Origin of the sequence: Pseudomonas frederiksbergensis, assembly GCF_017114915.1 — a bacterium.
GTDB classification, from domain to species: domain Bacteria; phylum Pseudomonadota; class Gammaproteobacteria; order Pseudomonadales; family Pseudomonadaceae; genus Aquipseudomonas; species Aquipseudomonas frederiksbergensis_I.
The window spans coordinates 25,084-43,916 of sequence record NZ_JAAUOE010000033.1 but is presented as its reverse complement, the minus strand read 5'-3'; the positions used below and the strand labels follow the sequence as shown (position 1 = coordinate 43,916).

At 58.0% G+C, this 18,833-nt stretch carries 21 protein-coding genes and 1 tRNA gene; 11 read left to right on the top strand and 11 right to left on the bottom strand.

What is annotated here, in order from left to right; translation table 11 throughout:
* Nucleotides 1–43 precede the first annotated feature (43 nt).
* From HCU66_RS20795 to HCU66_RS20785, 3 genes are read left to right on the top strand one after another with little or no spacing between them, the layout of a single operon-like run.
* Nucleotides 44–502: a tripartite tricarboxylate transporter TctB family protein gene (locus tag HCU66_RS20795; protein WP_205890352.1), complete on the top strand. Its 459-nt coding sequence runs from the start codon at nucleotides 44–46 to the stop codon at nucleotides 500–502.
* A gap of 1 nt (nucleotide 503) precedes the next feature.
* A complete protein-coding gene (locus HCU66_RS20790; protein WP_205890351.1) occupies nucleotides 504–2,018 on the top strand; it encodes a tripartite tricarboxylate transporter permease in 1,515 nt (504 codons plus the stop codon).
* A complete protein-coding gene (locus HCU66_RS20785; RefSeq protein WP_205890350.1) occupies nucleotides 2,011–3,051 on the top strand; it encodes an AbrB family transcriptional regulator in 1,041 nt (346 codons plus the stop codon). The genes HCU66_RS20790 and HCU66_RS20785 overlap by 8 nt, the downstream gene beginning before the upstream one ends.
* Nucleotides 3,052–3,098: 47 nt before the next feature.
* Here the strand turns inward: HCU66_RS20785 and ung are convergent, their stop codons facing one another.
* Complete coding sequence (ung, locus tag HCU66_RS20780; protein WP_205890349.1) at nucleotides 3,099–3,791, bottom strand: uracil-DNA glycosylase; 693 nt, start codon at nucleotides 3,789–3,791, stop codon at nucleotides 3,099–3,101.
* Between the two features lie 132 nt (nucleotides 3,792–3,923).
* Between ung and HCU66_RS20775 the strand changes: the two genes are divergently transcribed.
* Nucleotides 3,924–5,036: an enoyl-CoA hydratase/isomerase family protein gene (locus HCU66_RS20775; RefSeq protein WP_205890348.1), complete on the top strand. Its 1,113-nt coding sequence runs from the start codon at nucleotides 3,924–3,926 to the stop codon at nucleotides 5,034–5,036.
* Between the two features lie 48 nt (nucleotides 5,037–5,084).
* On the opposite strand, the gene HCU66_RS27155 is transcribed toward HCU66_RS20775, so the two are convergent.
* A complete protein-coding gene (locus tag HCU66_RS27155; protein ID WP_241015600.1) occupies nucleotides 5,085–5,561 on the bottom strand; it encodes a hypothetical protein in 477 nt (158 codons plus the stop codon).
* 212 nt (nucleotides 5,562–5,773) lie between these two features.
* Nucleotides 5,774–6,013: a hypothetical protein gene (locus HCU66_RS20770; protein ID WP_205890347.1), complete on the bottom strand. Its 240-nt coding sequence runs from the start codon at nucleotides 6,011–6,013 to the stop codon at nucleotides 5,774–5,776.
* A 188-nt stretch (nucleotides 6,014–6,201) separates the two neighbouring features.
* On the opposite strand from HCU66_RS20770, the gene HCU66_RS20765 reads away from it, so the two are divergent.
* The 7 genes from HCU66_RS20765 (at nucleotide 6,202) to HCU66_RS20735 (ending at nucleotide 11,318) form a co-directional block, all read left to right on the top strand.
* Nucleotides 6,202–6,420 (top strand): cysteine-rich CWC family protein, encoded by a 219-nt coding sequence (locus tag HCU66_RS20765; RefSeq protein WP_205890346.1) that lies wholly within the window; start codon nucleotides 6,202–6,204, stop codon nucleotides 6,418–6,420.
* 58 nt (nucleotides 6,421–6,478) lie between these two features.
* Complete coding sequence (locus HCU66_RS20760; protein WP_205890345.1) at nucleotides 6,479–7,171, top strand: pseudouridine synthase; 693 nt, start codon at nucleotides 6,479–6,481, stop codon at nucleotides 7,169–7,171.
* 316 nt (nucleotides 7,172–7,487) lie between these two features.
* Nucleotides 7,488–8,372: an alpha/beta fold hydrolase gene (locus HCU66_RS20755; RefSeq protein ID WP_205890344.1), complete on the top strand. Its 885-nt coding sequence runs from the start codon at nucleotides 7,488–7,490 to the stop codon at nucleotides 8,370–8,372.
* A gap of 183 nt (nucleotides 8,373–8,555) precedes the next feature.
* A tRNA-Gly gene (locus HCU66_RS20750) sits at nucleotides 8,556–8,629 on the top strand.
* Between the two features lie 623 nt (nucleotides 8,630–9,252).
* Nucleotides 9,253–10,164 (top strand): hypothetical protein, encoded by a 912-nt coding sequence (locus tag HCU66_RS20745; RefSeq protein WP_205890343.1) that lies wholly within the window; start codon nucleotides 9,253–9,255, stop codon nucleotides 10,162–10,164.
* Nucleotides 10,165–10,749: 585 nt separating this feature from the next.
* Nucleotides 10,750–11,007: a hypothetical protein gene (locus HCU66_RS20740; protein WP_420908068.1), complete on the top strand. Its 258-nt coding sequence runs from the start codon at nucleotides 10,750–10,752 to the stop codon at nucleotides 11,005–11,007.
* 14 nt (nucleotides 11,008–11,021) lie between these two features.
* Complete coding sequence (locus HCU66_RS20735; protein WP_205890342.1) at nucleotides 11,022–11,318, top strand: hypothetical protein; 297 nt, start codon at nucleotides 11,022–11,024, stop codon at nucleotides 11,316–11,318.
* Between the two features lie 46 nt (nucleotides 11,319–11,364).
* On the opposite strand, the gene HCU66_RS20730 is transcribed toward HCU66_RS20735, so the two are convergent.
* The 8 genes from HCU66_RS20730 to HCU66_RS20695 form a co-directional block, all read right to left on the bottom strand.
* Nucleotides 11,365–12,057 (bottom strand): hypothetical protein, encoded by a 693-nt coding sequence (locus HCU66_RS20730; protein WP_205890341.1) that lies wholly within the window; start codon nucleotides 12,055–12,057, stop codon nucleotides 11,365–11,367.
* Nucleotides 12,058–12,211: 154 nt separating this feature from the next.
* On the bottom strand, nucleotides 12,212–12,937 hold the full coding sequence (locus HCU66_RS20725) for a hypothetical protein (RefSeq protein ID WP_205890340.1): 726 nt from the start codon (nucleotides 12,935–12,937) through the stop codon (nucleotides 12,212–12,214).
* A 15-nt stretch (nucleotides 12,938–12,952) separates the two neighbouring features.
* Nucleotides 12,953–15,028 (bottom strand): hypothetical protein, encoded by a 2,076-nt coding sequence (locus HCU66_RS20720; protein WP_205890339.1) that lies wholly within the window; start codon nucleotides 15,026–15,028, stop codon nucleotides 12,953–12,955.
* Between the two features lies 1 nt (nucleotide 15,029).
* Nucleotides 15,030–15,980 (bottom strand): hypothetical protein, encoded by a 951-nt coding sequence (locus HCU66_RS20715; protein WP_205890338.1) that lies wholly within the window; start codon nucleotides 15,978–15,980, stop codon nucleotides 15,030–15,032.
* The gene (locus HCU66_RS20710; protein ID WP_205890337.1) at nucleotides 15,953–16,663 is read right to left on the bottom strand and encodes a hypothetical protein; all 711 of its coding nucleotides are present in this window, start codon (nucleotides 16,661–16,663) and stop codon (nucleotides 15,953–15,955) included. Before HCU66_RS20710 ends, HCU66_RS20715 begins: the two co-directional genes overlap by 28 nt.
* Entirely contained in the window at nucleotides 16,660–17,202 is a 543-nt protein-coding gene (locus tag HCU66_RS20705) for a baseplate complex protein (RefSeq protein ID WP_205890336.1), read from the bottom strand. Before HCU66_RS20705 ends, HCU66_RS20710 begins: the two co-directional genes overlap by 4 nt.
* Nucleotides 17,199–18,119 (bottom strand): hypothetical protein, encoded by a 921-nt coding sequence (locus HCU66_RS20700; RefSeq protein WP_205890335.1) that lies wholly within the window; start codon nucleotides 18,117–18,119, stop codon nucleotides 17,199–17,201. Before HCU66_RS20700 ends, HCU66_RS20705 begins: the two co-directional genes overlap by 4 nt.
* The gene (locus HCU66_RS20695) at nucleotides 18,116–18,826 is read right to left on the bottom strand and encodes a DUF4376 domain-containing protein (protein ID WP_205890334.1); all 711 of its coding nucleotides are present in this window, start codon (nucleotides 18,824–18,826) and stop codon (nucleotides 18,116–18,118) included. The genes HCU66_RS20700 and HCU66_RS20695 overlap by 4 nt, the downstream gene beginning before the upstream one ends.
* Nucleotides 18,827–18,833: the final 7 nt, after the last annotated feature.

The window sequence follows — 18,833 nt, the reverse complement described above, 5'->3', positions numbered from 1 at the left end:
GGCTGCGGCCCCGGTTCTCGGGGTCGTGGCCCAGGAGTTTTCCATGCTCTTACAACGCATTTTTGCTTCGGTGCTGTTGCTGACCTGTGTCGGCCTGGCGCTGATGGCGTGGCCGTATCAAGCGGCTTTTTCCTACGAACCGGTCGGCCCTCGCGCCTTCCCTCTGCTGATGCTCGGCCTGATGGGCCTGGCCTTGCTGTACATGGTATTTCGGCCGGCGCCGATCGTGCACAGCGATGACGACCCGAAACTGGACCGCGAAACCCTGATCAAAATCGGCATCTGCGTGCTGCTGTTGCTGGTGTTCGCCGGGGCCTTCGAACCCCTTGGTTTCATCGTCGCCAGCATTCTGATCGGGGTCCCGATGGCACGCCTGTATGGCGGCCGCTGGCTGCCCAGCGCGGTGATCATCAGCCTGATGGCCATCGGTCTTTATCTGCTGTTCGACAAGTTGATGGACGTGCCACTGCCACTGGGCGTGCTCGACGTTCTGGAGAACTGATATGGATACTCTTGGCTATTTGGGTCAGGGCTTCGGCGTCGCGCTGAGCCCGTACAACCTGGTGACCGCATTGTGCGGCACCTTGATCGGCACCGTCGTCGGGCTGTTGCCGGGACTGGGGCCGATCAACGGCGTGGCGTTGCTGATTCCCATCGCGTTCGCCCTCGGCCTGCCACCGGAGTCGGCGCTGATCCTGCTGGCGGCGGTGTACCTGGGTTGCGAATACGGCGGCCGGATCAGCTCGATCCTGCTGAACATTCCGGGCGAAGCCTCCACCGTCATGACCACCCTCGACGGTTACCCGATGGCCCGCAAGGGTCTGGCCGGTGTAGCGCTGTCACTGTCGGCGTGGAGTTCGTTCATCGGTGCCTTCATCGCGACTTGCGGCATGGTGCTGTTCGCCCCGCTGCTGGCGAAATGGGCGATTGCCTTCGGACCGGCGGAGTATTTCGTGCTGATGGTGTTTGCGATTGTCTGTCTCGGCGGCATGGCCGGCGACCGACCGCTCAAGACCTTCATTGCAGCGCTGATCGGTCTGTTTCTGTCGAGCGTCGGGATCGACGCCAACAGCGGCGTATACCGTTTCACCGGGGATAACATTCATCTGACGGACGGCATTCAGTTCGTCGTGCTGGTGTTGGGCCTGTTCTCCATCAGCGAAATCCTCCTGCTGCTGGAAAAAACCCACCGTGGCCAGGAAGCGGTGAAAGCCACCGGGCGCATGATGTTCAACTTCAAGGAAGCCTCGGCGGTGTTCGTGGTGAACGTCCGTTGCGGTTTGCTGGGCTTTATCATGGGCGTGTTGCCGGGTGCCGGCGCGACGCTGGCCAGCGCGGTGGCCTACATGACCGAAAAACGTATCGCCGGTGCCAAGGGCACTTTCGGACAAGGCGATATGCGTGGCCTCGCGGCTCCGGAAACCGCCATCGGCGGCGCAGCCTGCGGTGCCCTGGTGCCGATGCTGACCCTCGGTGTTCCGGGCTCGGGGACCACGGCGGTGATGATCGGCGCATTGTCGCTGTACAACATCACCCCGGGCCCGCTGCTGTTCCAGCAACAACCGGACATCGTCTGGGGCCTGATCGCGTCGTTGTTCGTCGCCAACGTGATGCTGGTGATCCTCAACATCCCGATGATCCGCATCTTTACCCGCATCCTCGCCGTGCCGAACTGGGCACTGGTGCCGGTGATCGCGATCATCACCGGGATCGGCGTCTATGCAGTACACGCTACCACCTTCGACCTGTTCCTGATGATCGGCATCGGCATCTTCGGCTACATCCTGCGCAAGCTAGACTTCCCGTTGTCGCCAGTGCTGCTGGGCTTCATTCTCGGTGGGTTGATGGAACAGAATCTGCGTCGCGCCCTGTCGATTTCCAACGGTGCACTGGAGATCCTCTGGTCGAGCCCGATCACGTTCGGTTGCTGGGTGCTGACTGCAATCATGCTGCTGATGCCGCTACTGCGTATCTGGCGCAAACGTTCGGTCGCCCGACGCGTTATTGCCGATGTCTGATAGGACCCCCTTCAAAAGCTGGTGGGGAACACCGCTGGTCGGTCTGCTGGGCGGTTACCTCGCCAGCCAGATCGGCTGGCCACTGCCGTGGATGGTTGGCTCGTTGCTGGCGATCATCCTGATGCGCTGTCTGACTCCCTGGCAATTGGCGGAAATCCCTGGCGGGCGCAAGTGCGGCCAGTGGGTTGTCGGCATCGGCATCGGCCTGCACTTCACCCCGGTGGTGATGGAGCAGGTGCTGAGCCATTTCGGTCTGATCTTCTTCGGTGCATTGGTCACCAGCCTGTCCGCGGTGGTCGGGGTCTGGTTGATGCGGCGCACCGGTGAAGATCGCGCCACCGCGTTCTTTTCCAGCATGCCCGGCGGCTCCGGGGAGATGGTCAACCTCGGCGCCCGCAACGGCGCGGTGCTCAGCCGTGTCGCGGCGGGGCAGAGTTTGCGGGTGTTGGTGGTGGTACTTTGCGTGCCGGCGGCGTTCAAGTACCTGTTGGGCGACGGTGCGCCCGTCTTGCATGCAACAACCGTGGACTGGAGGTGGTTGGCGATTCTGTTCCCGGCCGGCGCCCTTGCCGCCTGGATCTGGCAGCGCCTGCGTCAACCCAACCCCTGGCTGTTCGGGCCGCTGCTGGTAAGTGCGACGGTGAGCATTGGTTGGGACCTGCACATCGGGTTGCCCAACGGCGGCAGTCAAATTGGCCAGTGGCTGATCGGCAGCGGATTGGGTTGCCACTTCAATCGGCAGTTCTTTCGGCGGGCACCGTCCTTCATGGGCCGGACCCTGCTTGGTACGGCGTTGACCATGTTGATCGCCACGCTGGCGGCGCTGGGGTTGAGTGCACTGACCCATCTGGATCTGCGCTCGCTGACGCTGGGCATGATGCCTGGCGGGATTGCCGAGATGAGCCTGACGGCGGAGACCCTGCAATTATCGGTACCGCTGGTGACGGCGATGCAGGTGATGCGATTGTTGTTTGTGTTGTTTCTGGCGGAGCCGTTGTTCAGGTATTGGAACCGGGAGCCCGATTCCGTCTGATCCGTGATCGTTCCCACGCTCTGCATGGGAACGATCATTTCAGCGCATCAAACCGGCGGCAACCGCCACTCGATCGGCGTCTCGCCATTCTGTTCCAGAAACTTGTTCGCCCGGCTGAAGTGCCCGCACCCAAGGAAGCCGCGATAGGCGGACAGCGGCGACGGGTGGACCGACGTCAGCACCAGGTGTTTAGTGGCGTCGATCAGTTTCTGCTTGCTCTGGGCATGCGCCCCCCACAACAGGAACACCAGATGTGGCTGGTGCTCGCTGACCACTTCGATAATCCGGTCGGTAAAGTGCTGCCAGCCCTTGCCCGCATGGGCGTTGGCATTCGCACGCTCCACGGTCATGGTGGTGTTGAGCATCAACACGCCCTGTTCCGCCCAACTCTGCAGGTAACCGTGATTGGGCATATCGATGTTCAGGTCGCGCTTCAACTCTTTATAGATATTCACCAGCGACGGCGGCGCCGGTACGCCCGGTTGCACCGAGAAGCACAACCCATGAGCCTGACCCGGGCCGTGGTAAGGATCCTGCCCGAGGATGACCACCTTGACCTTGTCCAGCGGCGTGGAGTTGAGCGCGTTGAAGATCAACGGTCCCGGCGGATAGATCTCCTTGCCCGCCGCGCGCTCCTGTTGCAGGAATGTGCGCAACTCTGCCATGTAGGGCTGATCGAATTCGGCACGCAGTGCCTCCTTCCAGCTCGGTTCGAGTTTGATACGGTCGTCAGCAGTCATGGTTACATCCGGCAAAAACAATGGGGCGAACCCTAGGAAAGCCCATCGCGCTTGTCAATTGATCTGACGCAGATCCGGCATTTTCCTATAGAGCGATCATACTGAACGCTCAAGTTCCCGATCGAGGTCACGATGAATCTGCACTTCGAAGAACTCACCGGCACCGATGGCGCACGCATCGGCATCGCCAGCCTGGATGCCGAAAAGTCCCTCAACGCCCTCTCCTTGCCGATGATTAACGCCTTGCGCGATCAACTGGACGCCTGGGCCAAGGAACCACAGATCGTTTGCGTGCTGTTGCGCGGCCATGGCGCCAAGGCTTTTTGCGCCGGGGGTGAGGTACGCAGTCTGGTGGAGGCGTGTCTCGCCCATCCCGGAGAAGTACCGCCGTTGGCTGCCCACTTCTTTGCGGCAGAATATCGCCTCGACTTCAGCCTGCATACCTACCCCAAACCGTTGATCTGCTGGGGTCATGGTTATGTGCTGGGCGGGGGCATGGGGCTGTTGCAAGGGGCGAGCATTCGAATTGTCACGCCAAGCAGCCGGTTGGCGATGCCGGAGATCGGCATTGGCTTATACCCGGACGTCGGCGCCAGCTGGTTTCTGTCGCGGCTGCCCGGCAAGCTCGGGTTGTTTCTCGGCCTGACCGGCGCCCGGATGAACGGTCGCGATGCAATCGATCTGGACCTCGCGGATCGCTTTTTGCTCGATCAACAACAGCAAGACCTGATCGAAGGTTTGCTGCAATTGAACTGGCAGGAACAGACCGCCATGCAACTCAACAGCCTGCTCAAGGCCTTGCAACAAGAAGCGCTCGTAAAAATGCCCGAAGCGCAGTGGCTGCCGCGACGCCAGCAGATCGACGAGTTGCTGGATGTCAGCGACGTTCGTTGTGCCTGGAAGGCCATCAGTGCGCTACGCGTTCATAAAGACCCGCTGCTCAGTCGTGCGGCCTGCACCATGATTGAAGGCTCGCCCCTGACCGCTCATCTGGTTTGGGAACAGATCGCCCGCGCCCGGCACCTGTCGCTAGCTCAAGTCTTTCAGATGGAATACACCATGAGCCTCAATTGCTGCCGTCATCCGGAATTCAGCGAGGGCGTGCGTGCGCGGTTGATCGACAAAGACCAGAAACCTCACTGGCACTGGCCGGATATCAACACGGTGCCGGAGGCGGCGGTGGAAGCGCATTTTCACAAGGTCTGGGAAGGTCGGCATCCGTTGGCGGATCTGTCGGAATACTGAAATCCGGGCACAAAAACGGCGCTTCATGCGCCGTTTTTCATGAGTGGCTTACCAGCGGCCGCCTCGGCCATCGTGATCGCCGCGACCGCGGTGATCGCCTCTTCCGTCACGATGATCCCGCCGACTGTGGCCTCGATAGCCATCGTCCCGGCCGCCTCTGTTCCGGCCGTCCCAACCGCCCCGGTTATGGCCGTCCCAACCCCTGCGGTCATGACGGTCCCATCCGTGATTCTGGTAACGGTAGTCATAATAGCGCGGTGCCGGTTGATAAACCCGCGGCTGGTAGTAATAACGCGGCGATGGCTGGTAATACCGTGCGGGGGGCGAGTAATACCGGCGCGGGGCCGTGTAATAACCACCATCGGAATAGTAGGCCCCGCCACCGGAGTAATACGGCGCTGGGGATGTGTAGACCTCGGAACGGTAGTAGCTGGCTCCTCCATCGGAATAGGGCACGCACGCACCAAGAGACAATCCTAATAGAGCAATCAGCAGAATTTGGTGGAGTTTTTTTTGACAGAGCATGGCGGCCTCCTGGACCGCGAGTGAGCCATACCAGCGACGCTGGCAGGCGACAGTCAATGGTTCGGCGACTGTCGAAATATCAGACCGTGAAATCGGGATCTGGTGCGTTTCCGCAACACGTTGAAACAAGTAGCCGATGAAAGGTTTTTCATCTTGCCCCAAAGAAAACGGCGCTCGCGCAAGCCGGACGCGCCGTTGTATTCGTGAGCCGGTTAACGGTGCCCGCGATGGTGTCCGCCGCGATGGTGATGACGGGGACCACCGAAGTAATAGTAGCGATAGCCACCGTAGAAGCGCGGACCGCCGTAGTAGTAAGGCGAGTAGTAATAACCGGGGTAGTAATAAGGTGCCGGATAAACATCGGCACCACCTACATAGTAGTAACACCCGGACAGACCCAAACCAAAAAACACACTGAGCAATATTTGGCGGAGCTTTTTTTGACAGAACATGGAGGCCTCCTGAAAGACCTGCAACAGCAGTCGAGTCACACCTGTTTGGACTTTCAAACCTGCACCGAGTGCCAGACCGCGTCGGCCTTCGGATCAGCGGCCAGCCGACGCCGGCTTGCGCACGGGTGCTTGTCGGCCGATCATGCGCAGCTCGGGCCAAGCAAACCGGCCATAACCGAATACCCTCCATGAATAAACCTGACCTCTGCCCGGCCTGCGGCGCCGCCAACGACTGCAGCCTGGCTGATCCGCGAACTGTCGATCGTGCCTGCTGGTGCTACGGCGTGAGCATCGATCCGGCGGTGCTCCAAGCGCTGCCCGCCGAGCTGCGCGACAAGTCCTGCCTGTGCCCGACCTGCGCCCGGGTCGAAACGCAGTTGCAAGCAGCCGTAGGGCCGATCACGTAAGATACGCAGCGCTCTCCCTCCGAACCCTCCCACCGAACTTTCCAACCGAACCCTGGCCATGCGTGTTGACCGTTTCCTCAGCAACCTGCCCCGCTTCAACCGTAAGCAGGTACGCCTGTTGCTGGTGGAAAAGCGCGTGAGAGTCGATGGAACCATCGTCAGCGACCCTCATGCCGAGGTGCTTGAGTTCAGCCGCGTGGAAGTCGACGACGAAGTGTTGCAGCTCGGTAAACCGGCCCGCTACTTCATGCTGCACAAACCGCCCGGCTGCGTCAGTGCCACCCGCGACCCACAACACCCGACGGTGCTCGACCTGATCCATGAACCGGACAAGAATGACCTGCACATCGCCGGTCGCCTGGACTTCAACACCACCGGCCTGATGCTGATCACCAACGATGGCAGCTGGTCGCGACGCCTGACCCAACCGCAGACCAAACTGCCCAAGGTCTATTACGTCGAAACAGAGCAGGACATCACCGCCGACTACGCGATCACGTTCGCCAAAGGCCTGTACTTCGCCTTCGAAGACCTCATCACCCAACCTGCCGAGCTGGTCGTACTCGGGGCAAAATCGGCGCGCCTGAGCATCGTCGAGGGCCGCTACCATCAGGTAAAACGGATGTTCGGCCACTTCGACAACAAGGTGTTGCGCCTGCACCGCGAACGCATGGGGCCGCTGCTGCTCGACGACGCGTTGAAGCCCGGCGAGTACCGGCCGCTGAGCGTCGAAGAGATCCGATTGATCTAAGCAGACGACCGCTCAGCAGAAGTTGTCGAAGAATTTTCGAAAGATACTTGCGCGATGACGTGACCCCTGCTTGAATCAGGACGTCGGCGCGAAACGTGACCGACGAGTCACCAAAACTACTCTAAGAAACTTTTTGCCGGCAGAGAACCCTCAGGTTCCGCCTTCCCCCGGCAAACTGCCCGCTTATAACAATACCCGTCGACCAGCGTGCAATGGATCGACATGGGCCTTCAAAAATTCCAGGCGTATGCCTACCTGTCACAAAGCTCGTGCAATCTGATTTGCGCGCATACCCGCTTGCCAGGAGTCTTATGTCATGAGGCCAGAAATCGCTGTGCTGGATATACAGGGTCAGTATCGGGTTTACACGGAGTTCTATCGCGCAGACGCCGCAGAAAAGACCATCATTCTGGTCAACGGCTCGATGTCCACGACTGCGTCGTTTGCCCAAACCGTGAAAAACCTTTATCCGCAGTTCAATGTGGTGTGCTACGACCAGCCCTACGCGGGCAAGTCCAAGGCCCACAACCTGCATGAGAAAATGCTGACCAAGGAAATCGAAGGGCAGATCCTCCTGGAGCTGATCGACCACTTCGCCGCCGAACACGTGCTGTCGTTTTCCTTTGGTGGCGCCGCCACGCTCGTCGCCCTCGCCCAACGGCCACGGCGCATCGAAAAGGCTGTGATCAGTTCGTTCTCGCCGGTGGTCAACGAGCACATGCTCGACTACCTTCAGCGCGGTGTCGATTACCTCGGCAATCGTGATGGTGACCGCGTCGGCCATCTGGTGAACAGCACCATCGGCAAACACCTGCCTTCGCTGTTCAAACGCTTCAACCACCGTCACGTCAGTTCGTTGGCCGAACACGAATACGGGCAGATGCATTTCCACATCAGCGACGTGCTCAACAGCGACCGTAACTGCTATCTGAACACGGCAAAGAAAATCAACGTGCCGGTGCTGTTCATGAACGGCGAATGGGACGAGTACACCGCCGCCGAAGATGCCAGGCTGTTCGCTGGCCATGTGGAGCGCAGCACCTTCACCACCCTTCAGGCCACCGGCCACTTTCTCGACATGGAACATAAAACTGCGTGCCAAGACAGCCGCAATGCACTGCTGGGCTTCCTGAAACCGACGCAACACGAAAGCCGACCGCGCTACCACTACGTCCAGGACCACCATGCATTGGCAATCTGAAACAGAGTCATCGCGAGCAAGCCCCGCCCTACTGTGTTGAACGCACTCCTGTAGGCGCGAGGCTTGCCCGCGAATGATCGTCAACGCGGTCCCTGCTTGTGTTTCACCCGGCGCTAAAGCCATCGCGCATAAAGAAAAACTTCAAATCCGCGCCCACATCTGGTACAAAGTCAGCCGCTCTGAGCGGGTGTCGTATAATGGCATTACTCCAGCTTCCCAAGCTGATAACGAGGGTTCGATTCCCTTCACCCGCTCCACTGATTTCAAGGCCTGTAGCTGTGTTCAGCCTGTACCGCACCCCGCTGGGGGCCGTATTGGGGGACGTTTGATCTAAACCAGTCGCAAACAGCTGCACAGCCTGACCCCAGCCCCCGTATAGGTGCCAATCCTAAAATCTGTGGGGGTCTGAAAAAAAAGTAATATTAGTAATATCCCCTCCGAAAATCGGCTACACCCCTTGCGAATCAAGGCGTCCAGCCGTTTCAGGAAAAGGCGATCTTTTAGCGATAAGAAGGCGATAGTATTACCTTTCTATAAAGCTATATTTCTATTCCTTAAAACCCAATGAATCCGGGGGTTTGGCGGAAATATTACTTTTCATATCGCTTCATATTACTTTGCCATGTAATATCTAAACGCCTTTAAAACCGGGGCTTCCAGACCCATTGGCACCCCTGTATAGCTGATATCGCTCTTTTTGAAACGACCACCACCAACTTAAGAATCAATCTCAATAAAGCGATGATTTTCATGAGGTTGGGTATGTAGCTTTCGAAGAGTGTGCCTACACTGGCAGTGCTATCCCTGTAGACACGCGAGTCCAACGCTACCGATCGAATCGCTACTCTCGCATCACTACCTTCCAGTGAGATATTCGTACGTGCCTAACATTGCCTCCATATACGCAGAGCTCTCCCCTCTTGTGTCCCCCCTATGGGAAAACATCAAGGGATTTGCGAATTCTGCCTTCACCACTTCGTTAGCCGGGGCTTTCGCCGGTGCAATAGCGGCGCAACGCATCGCGGAAAAAGGCAAATTTCGAGAGGAGTTAGTAAAAGAATTTCATCACACAAATGCAGTGATCGTGCTCGCAATAGCGACCGCGAGTGTCGCATTGGCTCTAAAAAAGCAGCACATCAAGGGCTTAAAGGAGGCCTATGATGAAGATCAAAGAAATTATCAAGCGCACAGAGAGAAAATTCTTAACCGTCAGATTGCAGCAAACACACCTTTGGTAATAAACCCTAACCTTTTGTATTTACAGGAAATATCACCTCCTATAGCGACTATTCAAGAAATCGTCTTGAGCCGCCTGTCTACCTTGGGACGGGCTATTTCCACTGTAACCGCACTCACTGATGCCGTGGCAAACTTGAATGGAGCCTTATCCATGCGAAACGAGCTTCTTGAGGTTTTTAAGAACAAACAGTTTCCGGAGGGAGCTACCCTTGAGCATATGTACCTAGGCTTACGCTATGGAGAAGGACATACAAACCAAGAGTACGGGGGATCCATACAAGCCATTTCGACGTACACCGATGACGTAATTTTCTTCTGTATTAAGCTCTGCGAGGACGTGCGAGACCACGGCGAAATTCTCAACCAACGCTTTAAATCGCGCTTGAGGGGAGATCCGCCAGAAATTTCAAGATTCGACTTTGAAGGGGCGCGTCAGGAAGGATGGATCCCGAAAGACGAGGATTACGAAAAATGGCTATCTGGTTTCGTCTCTGTCCCCCGGAATGCACCCAATTGGTGGCAGCGCATAAATCCGAGGAATTGGTTCAACTGAACATGCTTTTGCCCGGTGATTAAGCTTCTCCACCCACGCTTGGAAATCGCTGATTGCACTGACTCAACTTTTGAAATACCTCCGGTCACCTGAAAGGCTTGCAGAGCATGGCCTCCAAGGTATTTTGATATGTAGTGGAACTGCCTGAATTCGCTTCAGATGCAAGCGGTTCAGAAACTCAAAACACACGTTATTTGGCGTTTTCGAATTTTCCACTCAATGGAACCAGGCACTCCAGCGTTATCCCTTCCGTGACAGCCCCCTGCGCCGCTGTGCAACCGCGCTGCATTTCCTTTCAAAACTTTGCACTCTGTGAAATTGCCGATCGCCTGCAGAGCCCCATGGCCCGCCTGGGCTGCGGGTTCGTTTGCACTACATCCGGATTTGCACAAAAAAAGGACACAAGGCCCGTCGGCGGGAGGGGGATAAGTGCTTTTTTCGAAGTTTTTTTCTTGGCCAAACGATTTTCGTCGGCAGCGCGTTTCGCTGCCCCGTAGGTTCTTCATCGGACTGATGTAGCCAAACCATGCACCACCGATATACTGTTTATACATACAGTTTTTTTCGGATTGGCTTAGAGAGGTTATGGCGATGGTCGAGAAAAATATTGAAGCATCGCCCGATAAGGCGACTGCGCTCGCGCAATGGCAGTTGCTACTGCAGAACGATGCAGCATTACTTGCAGCCCCAGGTGCTCACCATAAAGCGCTGTTAAGGCAAGCCCATGCATTGCACCAGGAACAGGTAATCGATTGTGATGATCTCAGCGATCTCCTGGAGCAGGCAGATGGTGCGTTGGCCTATGCCGTGGAAGCACTGCTTGACCGTCAAAGTGGCGAGTAGGTAGAGGGTAGATCATGCATATGCTCGTTACTCCTATGCGGCGCAAAGGCATCGCACTCACGCCTAAGGAACGGCAACGCTATCCCGCGATCAGGGGGAATGTGATGGTGAGCTCACAGAACAGCAGTGAGCTCGGTCGTAGCGTCAACGTCGCCAGTGTCAGTGTCGGGTTGCCGAATGATCCAGATCCTTTGCCCTGGTTGCTGGATGCAACATTGGCAGGGATGGCGGTTACAGGGTTTGTGCTGAGTGGCATTGAGTACATCGACGGATGCGCCTACGCGCAGTCCTGGTGGTGCCGACTTGAGTAATAGGACACAATTTTATTAATAGAAGCCATCTTACAAAGGCCCTATATTAAACCTTTATCAATTCAAACTCAGAGGAAGCCCTGGAAATATTCTCAGCCATATAAGACTCATGATTATCAAACAAAACCCCAATATCAAAACAACTAGAAACACTATCAGTCATCTTTGACAACTCATCCATGAGCCAAGATATATGAAAGATAGACGAACCGAGAACCGCCTCAAAAGATAAATCTTTATTGATGGCACCAATGCGACCTTCAAACTCTGACATCCACTTCCGAGAGTCTTCCAATGTAACACCAATTGGAAATCCAATCCTTATCTTGTCAACTACTGCGAGCGCTGATTCATGGAGCGAGGGATGGTACTGGGCTATCCGCACGATCGGTTTATCAAGATCGTCTACCGTGCAATAACTGAGTATCCAGCCAGTACAACGTAGCCAATGGTTGATTGAATCGTCGTCCATTTTATTCACCTGAAGCGAAGATCGTTCGGAAACAATTACATCTACTATCTGATCTGTGCTTACCACTTCAGATCTGGCTATTCTGTTTTTGACCAGATCCAATAGTTCGACGGAGCCTTGACCGGTGATAAAGCCTATTTTGGTATGAACAATCTTCAAAGCTTCCTCATTTGAATAGACGATCTTTCCATCGGCGTACTCAACCATCTTTTTGTCTGCTGCAATCAGTGCAAAATTTCCATAATTAATAGCGACCAACAATGTCATATGAACCTCGCCAAATCGACTGATTACAAATCACTAATCTCCAGCATAAGGCAGCTTCCTCACATTTCCATTAAAAACATTAGATACTATTGAAAATAGCCCCTATATCAAAAAAGCCCGCATTCAGCGGGCTTTGGTTACCAGGGAAAATTCATCAAACCACAATACCGCGCCGCGCCGCGTAAGCGCGCAAATCCGCCACAGTCTTCGTCAATTCGTCGGCGGTCAACGCCACGCTGTGGTGCTGGTACACAGCAATGTCGCTGAGGCCACTGTGCGCCGCGTAGTAGCCCATGCCGATGCGCACGGTTCGGGTTGACGGTCGGCGGGGATCAACTCGCACATTAGTGGTCGACAGGTTGGCGGTGTGCGACTTGGTGGTCACACCAGTCGGCGAGATAGTCACCGAGTACAAGCCCCAATTAGTCGGAACAAGCGGACTAACCGACGTCACGGTGTTGGCGTTGCCAGCATCGTCGATACCAAAACCGGCTGTGCCCGAAACACGATCAGCGGCCGGGATGTAGATACTGACTCCGCTCACCTGCCCGCTGTTGTAAGTGCCGCAGAACATCGTGATGGCGGCCGGGTTCGCCGGGTCAAGGACCTGCCGAGCGATAACCAGCATGGTGATGCTTTCGGTTTCTTGAATCTGCGTTTGAATGTAATTGGTGTTGCCCTTCAAGCTCACATAACCGGCAGCCGGCGCAGGAGCTCCCACGATGGAACCCGCCGGCTTGCCCGCCGCATAGTTGCGGGCGCACTTCTCCAGCGAAGTGTTGGTGAAGAAAATCCCCTCAAGACCACGCCGTACCGGCGCCGCGTATTCGGTTGCGTACTGCTCAGCGTCGACGCCTTTTGCTACTACTTGAACGCCCATCGATAAATCCTCTTCTTAGAAACCAGTTTTGCGGTCGTACTGAAACATCACGCATGGGTTGTGCAGGGCAAAGGTATTGCCCAGCGGGGAGACAGCGGTGTCATACAGGCCGTGGGTGTCGCGCAGGTTGCCCCGGGCGCCGGTAGCTGGGCCTGAGTGGGCAGGATCGCTAGGACGGCCACGGCCATAGGACAGGATCGCGTCAGCGGCGGCAGGCCGCGATAGGGTCAGTCGCACAGACCCGGGAGCATTGACGGTTACACCGGTGATCAGATCTGGTACCACAGCACCAGCCTCGCGGATGTCAAAACCGAAGTTTGTGGTCAGCGCGGCCAACTCCGCGTCCAGCACCAACTCTCCCCGGGGCACGTGGAACTGGATATCCACATGATCCTGTTTCCAGTCCACGGCGATTGGCTCCAGCGGACGCCACTTGCCATTGCGGCGGATCATGGTTTCGAACATGGCGCGACTCTTGTACTCACCCAGGAGCCAGCTCGCTTCGTTGGTCAGGTGAAGATTGTCGGCGGCCACCTTGAAGATGTAGACCGGTACCGCCAAAACCACATCCTCCCGTTGCCGGCTTATCCGCCATTGGGCCAACGCGATCGGCATCGCATCCTTTCCATACTTGCGATGGGCCCCCACCTGGTAGGAGAACAGGAAGGGCCGAAACCGCTGCCCGGTAATGCCGACGACCTTTTCTGTCAGCGTTTCGAATAGGTTGAGCTGGTATTGCATGTACTGATAGGGCGACGTCTCAAACGTATCGATGTAGTTACTTTCGCCCTGTTCCCAGGCATACGCCCAGACCGAATAGCTTTTGCCCAAGCTGTCGGCAAGCGCCTTGGTGTCGGCCACGGTTTTGACCATGTTTTCAAAATCATTGCTGCTGCCCATTGGCAGCGGGGAAAGCTGTTCGACCGACCGACCGCTGCGACCTGGTGCAGTACCAACGAACACCCAGCGCGATTCGCTTTCACCGTCTGCGACTGCCCGTCGTGTGACGCCGTTACAAATCCCGGCCACAGGGGTTTCGCCCTCCCCCACGTCACCCGCCTCGACCAACGGGACGAACGCAGACGGGTTGTAACCAGGGTCCGTGGCCCGAGTACGGACACCGCTGGCCAGCATGATGTTCTGGAACGGTTGGACCAGAGAAATAGCGGGGATCGATTGCACGCCACGAGACAACGACTGACCGTAGCCAATGACTTGGATAATGTCGGTGCGCAGCTGCTGATCGAGCAGGGCGGACGGCGGGGGCAGCACAGCAGGCGCCGGTGGGGGCGGACCAAAAAACGCTTTATTGCTATCAAAGCGACCAATCACAAACCCATGATCGTCAAGAAACTCGATACCGTTGGCCTCACTCGGCTTCGTCACCAGGCCGTTGATGTTGCTTCCCGATGCACCGAGGCGCGCAAGAACAAAACCGTTGGGGTCCGCGACTTCCAGCCCGTCACCCGCATTGCGCAGCTTCGCGCTCAGCATGTCGAGCGAGCCGTCGACCAACAGTTTCATCAGGGGGAAGCGGTTTTCATCTTCAAAGGAGAACGCGGTAGATCCGCCATCGGAGAAGGAATTGATCAGCGCCTTCATTTGGGTGATGGCGGCGGCAGACGAGTACCGTTTGACCTCGACTTCAACCCCGGCATTGTTGCGGTAAAGAATCAGGAACTCGTCGCTCTCCGGACTCGGCACACTGAAGTATCGGTCGTGGGCGGTGGCCAGCAAGCCGCTCGCGATAGTTTGGTACACGCCCGCCGAGAGCTGCGCCGCGTCTGCAGCCGTTGCTGCCTGGAGTGCAGCCAATTCAGCCGCTGCTACGGACTCGCCCACGTCGTTGAACTGCACCGGAATACGAAAATCCCGATCGCCACTGACTACCCGCAGATCATACAGACCATTCGGTGCCGCGAACTGGACCAGGCCCGACGTGTCAGCGTGGAACGGGTATTCCAGCGCCACACCGTTGGCTTTCTTGGCGCCGCCGGCGGGGTTTTCGGTGCCACGCTGATACAGGTAGCACATCGCGCCTGGCAGCTTGTTGCCCTGGTCGTCCTGGGCGAAGTAGTTCTTGAGTTCCAAATTAGGCTCCGGTGATGGGCTTAAGCTGCCCAATAAGCTGTAGGCCGGTACCGGCGTTGGTGGCGAAGTTCGCAGCGTTGGTGGGGACCGGGCTGGATCCGTGCATGTGTGCGGCTATTTCGGCGTTCATCTGGGTAACCAGGTCGATCAGATCGCACAACACCTGGAGCACGTTGACCGACTCAGAGCCCAGCCAGGTCGTGGGGGCGATGCTGCGGCGGGCACCTTCGATTCGCTCGAGTAGGTCGCCTCCCACCGTCAGATTCAGTTTCTTGGCCACGACCTGGTTGAGGTCGCGGCCGCTGGCCAGATGCAGGTCATCCAGTGCGGCCAGACTGGAGGATCCGCCCGATAACAACTTGAGCGCGCCGATCGCCTCGATCGTCTTGATGCCTCCAACCGACTCGCTCGAATGGTCGTCCACCGTCACCTTGTTGCTTTGGTGGTGTTCGACGTTGGTCAGGCTCTCAACCTCTCGCTCGATCGACTTGTCCAGGATCCGGCCGTCGGTCTGGCGTAGCCAGTTGCCGTCCGCATCAATGCGTTGCTGGGCGGCTTCGCTGTGCTGCCACACCTGGTCACCCTTCGGCACCTTGGGCAGGCTTAGGCCGTGCGGCAGGATCGCCTGGATAAATGGCTTGCTCGGCAGGCCGTAGGCGAAAGACACCACCACCCTGGTTCCTTCTTCGGGAAAGGCGAAGAAACCCATCTCGTCGCCGCCCATGGGCATTGGCAGCGGGACGCCTGCCAGCACCGGCAACTCCGGATCAGGCTCGTCATCCTCGCCCAACAATTCGAGATCCACCGCGAAACGCGGACGGAAGTCGTCACAGATGCCGGCGCCGGCCGGGGCATCCGCCACACCGACCACACGGGCAAAGCGCGGCAGGTGATAGCCGCCGGTGAGTTCGGGAAATTGCCGCTCTACGCTGCGGCGGATTGCGTCTTCCATCGGATCGCCATTTGGTTGCCGGTGAGTGTCACGTTGGTGATCCGCTCGCCTTGGTTGATGGATGCACCTGGTCGCAACCCGGGAAGGGCCGCGATCATCGCGCTCTGATTGTTTTGGTAGCCATTGAACAGCTCGACGGGCAGTTGCAGCGGCGATCGGGAACCGAAGAAACTGTCAGCCCAACTGCCCACAAACACTTCGCCATCGCCCTGCTGTTGCCACATGAAGTCAGGGATCCCGAACACCCGGGCCAAGCTGTCCATCGCCTGATAGCCGGCGGCCAGGTTGTAGAAGAACGGGGCTTTTACCTTGGCGTACGCCTTGTCAGGAACTCGAAAACTCAGCCCGGTTTTCTGGTTGATTTCACCCAACACCGTGCTCAGATCCGCATGGCGCAGGTTGAGCGGTAACGGGTTGGCCAGGATCGCGGCGAGCTCGCGGCAGAACAGAACTTGCTCGATCGCGTTGGATGACGTGCAGCGCTCGACATAGCCGATGAAATGGCGCTGCAGCGGGCCGTCGTTGTAGCCGATATCCAGCGTCACCAAGCCTTTCACCGGTGCCGCCGCCTTAATGGTCAGCGTTGCACGGCCGGGGTTGCGCAGTTCCAGGCGAACGTCCTCGCTGACCAGGGGATACACCACACCGCCGATGGTCAGCACCTTGTGCAGCTTCATGCTCATGCACCACCGCCCAGGTAGTTATCCAACTTTTTCAGGGTGGCTTCAAAGCCGGTCAGCTCCTGACCTGGTGAACCGGTTTCGCCTGCACCTGGAGCAGTGACGGACTGCCCCGGCGCGCCTTGCTGTGTCACGCCCTTGCCGGCTCGGCGCGTCTCCACACGTTCGGGGTTGGAGAGCTTTTCCGACAACGTGAATTGAACGAGCCAGCCCCTCAGCGAATCGTCTTCCCGGGCGCTGACGCCGTCGGAAAACTGCACCTGGCGCACGCCAAACGCGGACGCGGTGTCGTTGACCACCCGGTAGGTTTTGAGCTGGCCACCGGTGCCGGTCGCCTCGGCCAGGCGCATCAGGTTGCGCAGGTGCGCCTCATCGACGAAGGGGATCAGCAACGTGACCGCCAGTGTCTTGGGCTTGAACCCTTTGTGTGCCGAATCGGTGTTACTGGTCTGTCCGGACAGGTCGTCGCTTTCGATTCTCAAGTTGGCAGTGACCTTGAGGTTTTTACCGCGCACCTGTTCGCCATCGAGCAATAAGGTCATAGGCCCACCAATTCCCGAACAAAACCCAATCCCTTTAGTGATCCGACTAGGAGCACGCCTGCAGACAGCCCCCATTCGTGACCGGGTGTTTCCCCCTGCAGCAGCTGGCGACGCAACTCGACGGCATTACCTGGGCCGATCAGGCACGCGCGCATGGTGTCGTCTGCAGATCCGCCGGCGAACTGCGCCTTGAGGTCGGCCAGCTTCTGAGCCTGTCCCTGGGCCTGGCTGGCTTTGCGGGCAGCCAGCTGCGCCAGATCGGCCATCGGCGAACTGTCCGCGTAGCTTTCCAGTGCCGACAGCTGACTGTTCAGGGCTTGCGTGGCGGCCTTGGTCACGGTGCAACGTTCCAGGGGCAGTGCCCCCCAGCGCGGCAGCGTGCCGGCGGTGGGCAGTTCCCACTTCTCAGCGTCCAGCGCGAACAGGTTTTTCGCTCGACGTTCGGCGCGCTGGAGGTCTGGCATCGGTAATACAGCATTGAATCGGGCCAAGGTCGCCGCAAACTTGTCGTAGCGCGTGCCCAGGAACATCACTGCCAAGGCGTACTGCGAACCCGCCGGACGACCGTCGTCACCGGTGTCCTCGAGCTTCTCGCCCAGTTGCTGCAGCAGGTTGGGTGCTGAGAGGTAACGCTGGTAACCACGCCCCTGCCCCACACCACTTTGAAAGGGCGTCACCACCAGGCAGGCCGGCACCTCGCCCAAAGCCTCGGCCAGCCCTGCACGACCGGCGGCCACGGCGGCTTCTGCAGCGGCGCCGACCGGGCCGGGTGAGGTGGTGGCCAGGTCGACCAGACCTTCCAGGCGTTGCCCGGTGCTGGACAGCTCGCTGCTGGCCAGATCCTTGGCCGCCTCGAGGTCGCTGAGCCACTGCGTCGACTGCTCCGGCCAATGCATGGTAATGGGTGCCCAGTTCATACCGGCGTGGACTCCCACACCGCGGCGTTGATCGCGTCCAGGTCTGACGCCGATCGCGCCGCTGCCAGGGCTTGCTTGAGTTCGTTCGCCTTGCGCAGACGCTGCAGCTTGAACTCGGTAAATTCGTCACCGATCTGGCGCAGCTGCTCGGCGGAGTGATCCAGGAAGGCTTTCATCCCGGCTTCATCGCGGCAGGCGTAGGCGCCATCCAACCCGCGCAGAATCATGCTGGTCAGGTTCAGCTGGTCCTCGAGCTGGGTTTCGTAGAAAAAGCGATCGCCCAACGCCACCGACCAAAACCCGCCGGTGATCTCCTGCAGACAGGCCAGGTTGACTGCCGAAAGTTGGGCCATGTAGCGCAGCTCGATCACGGCTGGAATGTCGTCGATCCAGTGGCCATTGCTCCAGATCTGGCCCGGGCCTGGTACTTCCAGCGTGTAACCGATCGGCAGCGCTCCCGCTCGCTCGATCACCAGGGCAGCGCGAGTCTCGATGTTGTAGGCCGTCAGTCCCTGGTAGGAGTCAACCAGCTGCCAGCGTCGACCGTCCCAAAACGCGGCCTTTTTTTCCGGCACGGCCGGCGGTGCGACTTCAACGCACCCGCCTGGGATCAGCCAAACATCCAGTTCCAGCGGCGAGCGATCGGCTATGGTTTCGCCGGTAAAGATTCCCAGGTGATCTGTTTGATAGACGATTTTCGTGTCCATGGAATGG

Bases quoted from the DNA above. Each gene is read 5' to 3' on its own strand.
- HCU66_RS20725 (WP_205890340.1), bottom strand. From the start codon at position 12,937: ATGGGCGTTCAAGTAGTAGCAAAAGGCGTCGACGCTGAGCAGTACGCA.
- HCU66_RS20740 (WP_420908068.1), top strand. From the start codon at position 10,750: ATGGCGATGGTCGAGAAAAATATTGAAGCATCGCCCGATAAGGCGACT.
- HCU66_RS20760 (WP_205890345.1), top strand. From the start codon at position 6,479: ATGCGTGTTGACCGTTTCCTCAGCAACCTGCCCCGCTTCAACCGTAAG.
- HCU66_RS20785 (WP_205890350.1), top strand. From the start codon at position 2,011: ATGTCTGATAGGACCCCCTTCAAAAGCTGGTGGGGAACACCGCTGGTC.
- HCU66_RS20775 (WP_205890348.1), top strand. From the start codon at position 3,924: ATGAATCTGCACTTCGAAGAACTCACCGGCACCGATGGCGCACGCATC.
- HCU66_RS20765 (WP_205890346.1), top strand. From the start codon at position 6,202: ATGAATAAACCTGACCTCTGCCCGGCCTGCGGCGCCGCCAACGACTGC.
- HCU66_RS20790 (WP_205890351.1), top strand. From the start codon at position 504: ATGGATACTCTTGGCTATTTGGGTCAGGGCTTCGGCGTCGCGCTGAGC.
- HCU66_RS20795 (WP_205890352.1), top strand. From the start codon at position 44: ATGCTCTTACAACGCATTTTTGCTTCGGTGCTGTTGCTGACCTGTGTC.
- HCU66_RS20695 (WP_205890334.1), bottom strand. From the start codon at position 18,826: ATGGACACGAAAATCGTCTATCAAACAGATCACCTGGGAATCTTTACC.
- HCU66_RS20730 (WP_205890341.1), bottom strand. From the start codon at position 12,057: ATGACATTGTTGGTCGCTATTAATTATGGAAATTTTGCACTGATTGCA.
- HCU66_RS20700 (WP_205890335.1), bottom strand. From the start codon at position 18,119: ATGAACTGGGCACCCATTACCATGCATTGGCCGGAGCAGTCGACGCAG.
- HCU66_RS27155 (WP_241015600.1), bottom strand. From the start codon at position 5,561: ATGCTCTGTCAAAAAAAACTCCACCAAATTCTGCTGATTGCTCTATTA.
- HCU66_RS20770 (WP_205890347.1), bottom strand. From the start codon at position 6,013: ATGTTCTGTCAAAAAAAGCTCCGCCAAATATTGCTCAGTGTGTTTTTT.
- HCU66_RS20705 (WP_205890336.1), bottom strand. From the start codon at position 17,202: ATGACCTTATTGCTCGATGGCGAACAGGTGCGCGGTAAAAACCTCAAG.
- HCU66_RS20715 (WP_205890338.1), bottom strand. From the start codon at position 15,980: ATGGAAGACGCAATCCGCCGCAGCGTAGAGCGGCAATTTCCCGAACTC.
- HCU66_RS20710 (WP_205890337.1), bottom strand. From the start codon at position 16,663: ATGAGCATGAAGCTGCACAAGGTGCTGACCATCGGCGGTGTGGTGTAT.
- HCU66_RS20735 (WP_205890342.1), top strand. From the start codon at position 11,022: ATGCATATGCTCGTTACTCCTATGCGGCGCAAAGGCATCGCACTCACG.
- ung (WP_205890349.1), bottom strand. From the start codon at position 3,791: ATGACTGCTGACGACCGTATCAAACTCGAACCGAGCTGGAAGGAGGCA.
- HCU66_RS20755 (WP_205890344.1), top strand. From the start codon at position 7,488: ATGAGGCCAGAAATCGCTGTGCTGGATATACAGGGTCAGTATCGGGTT.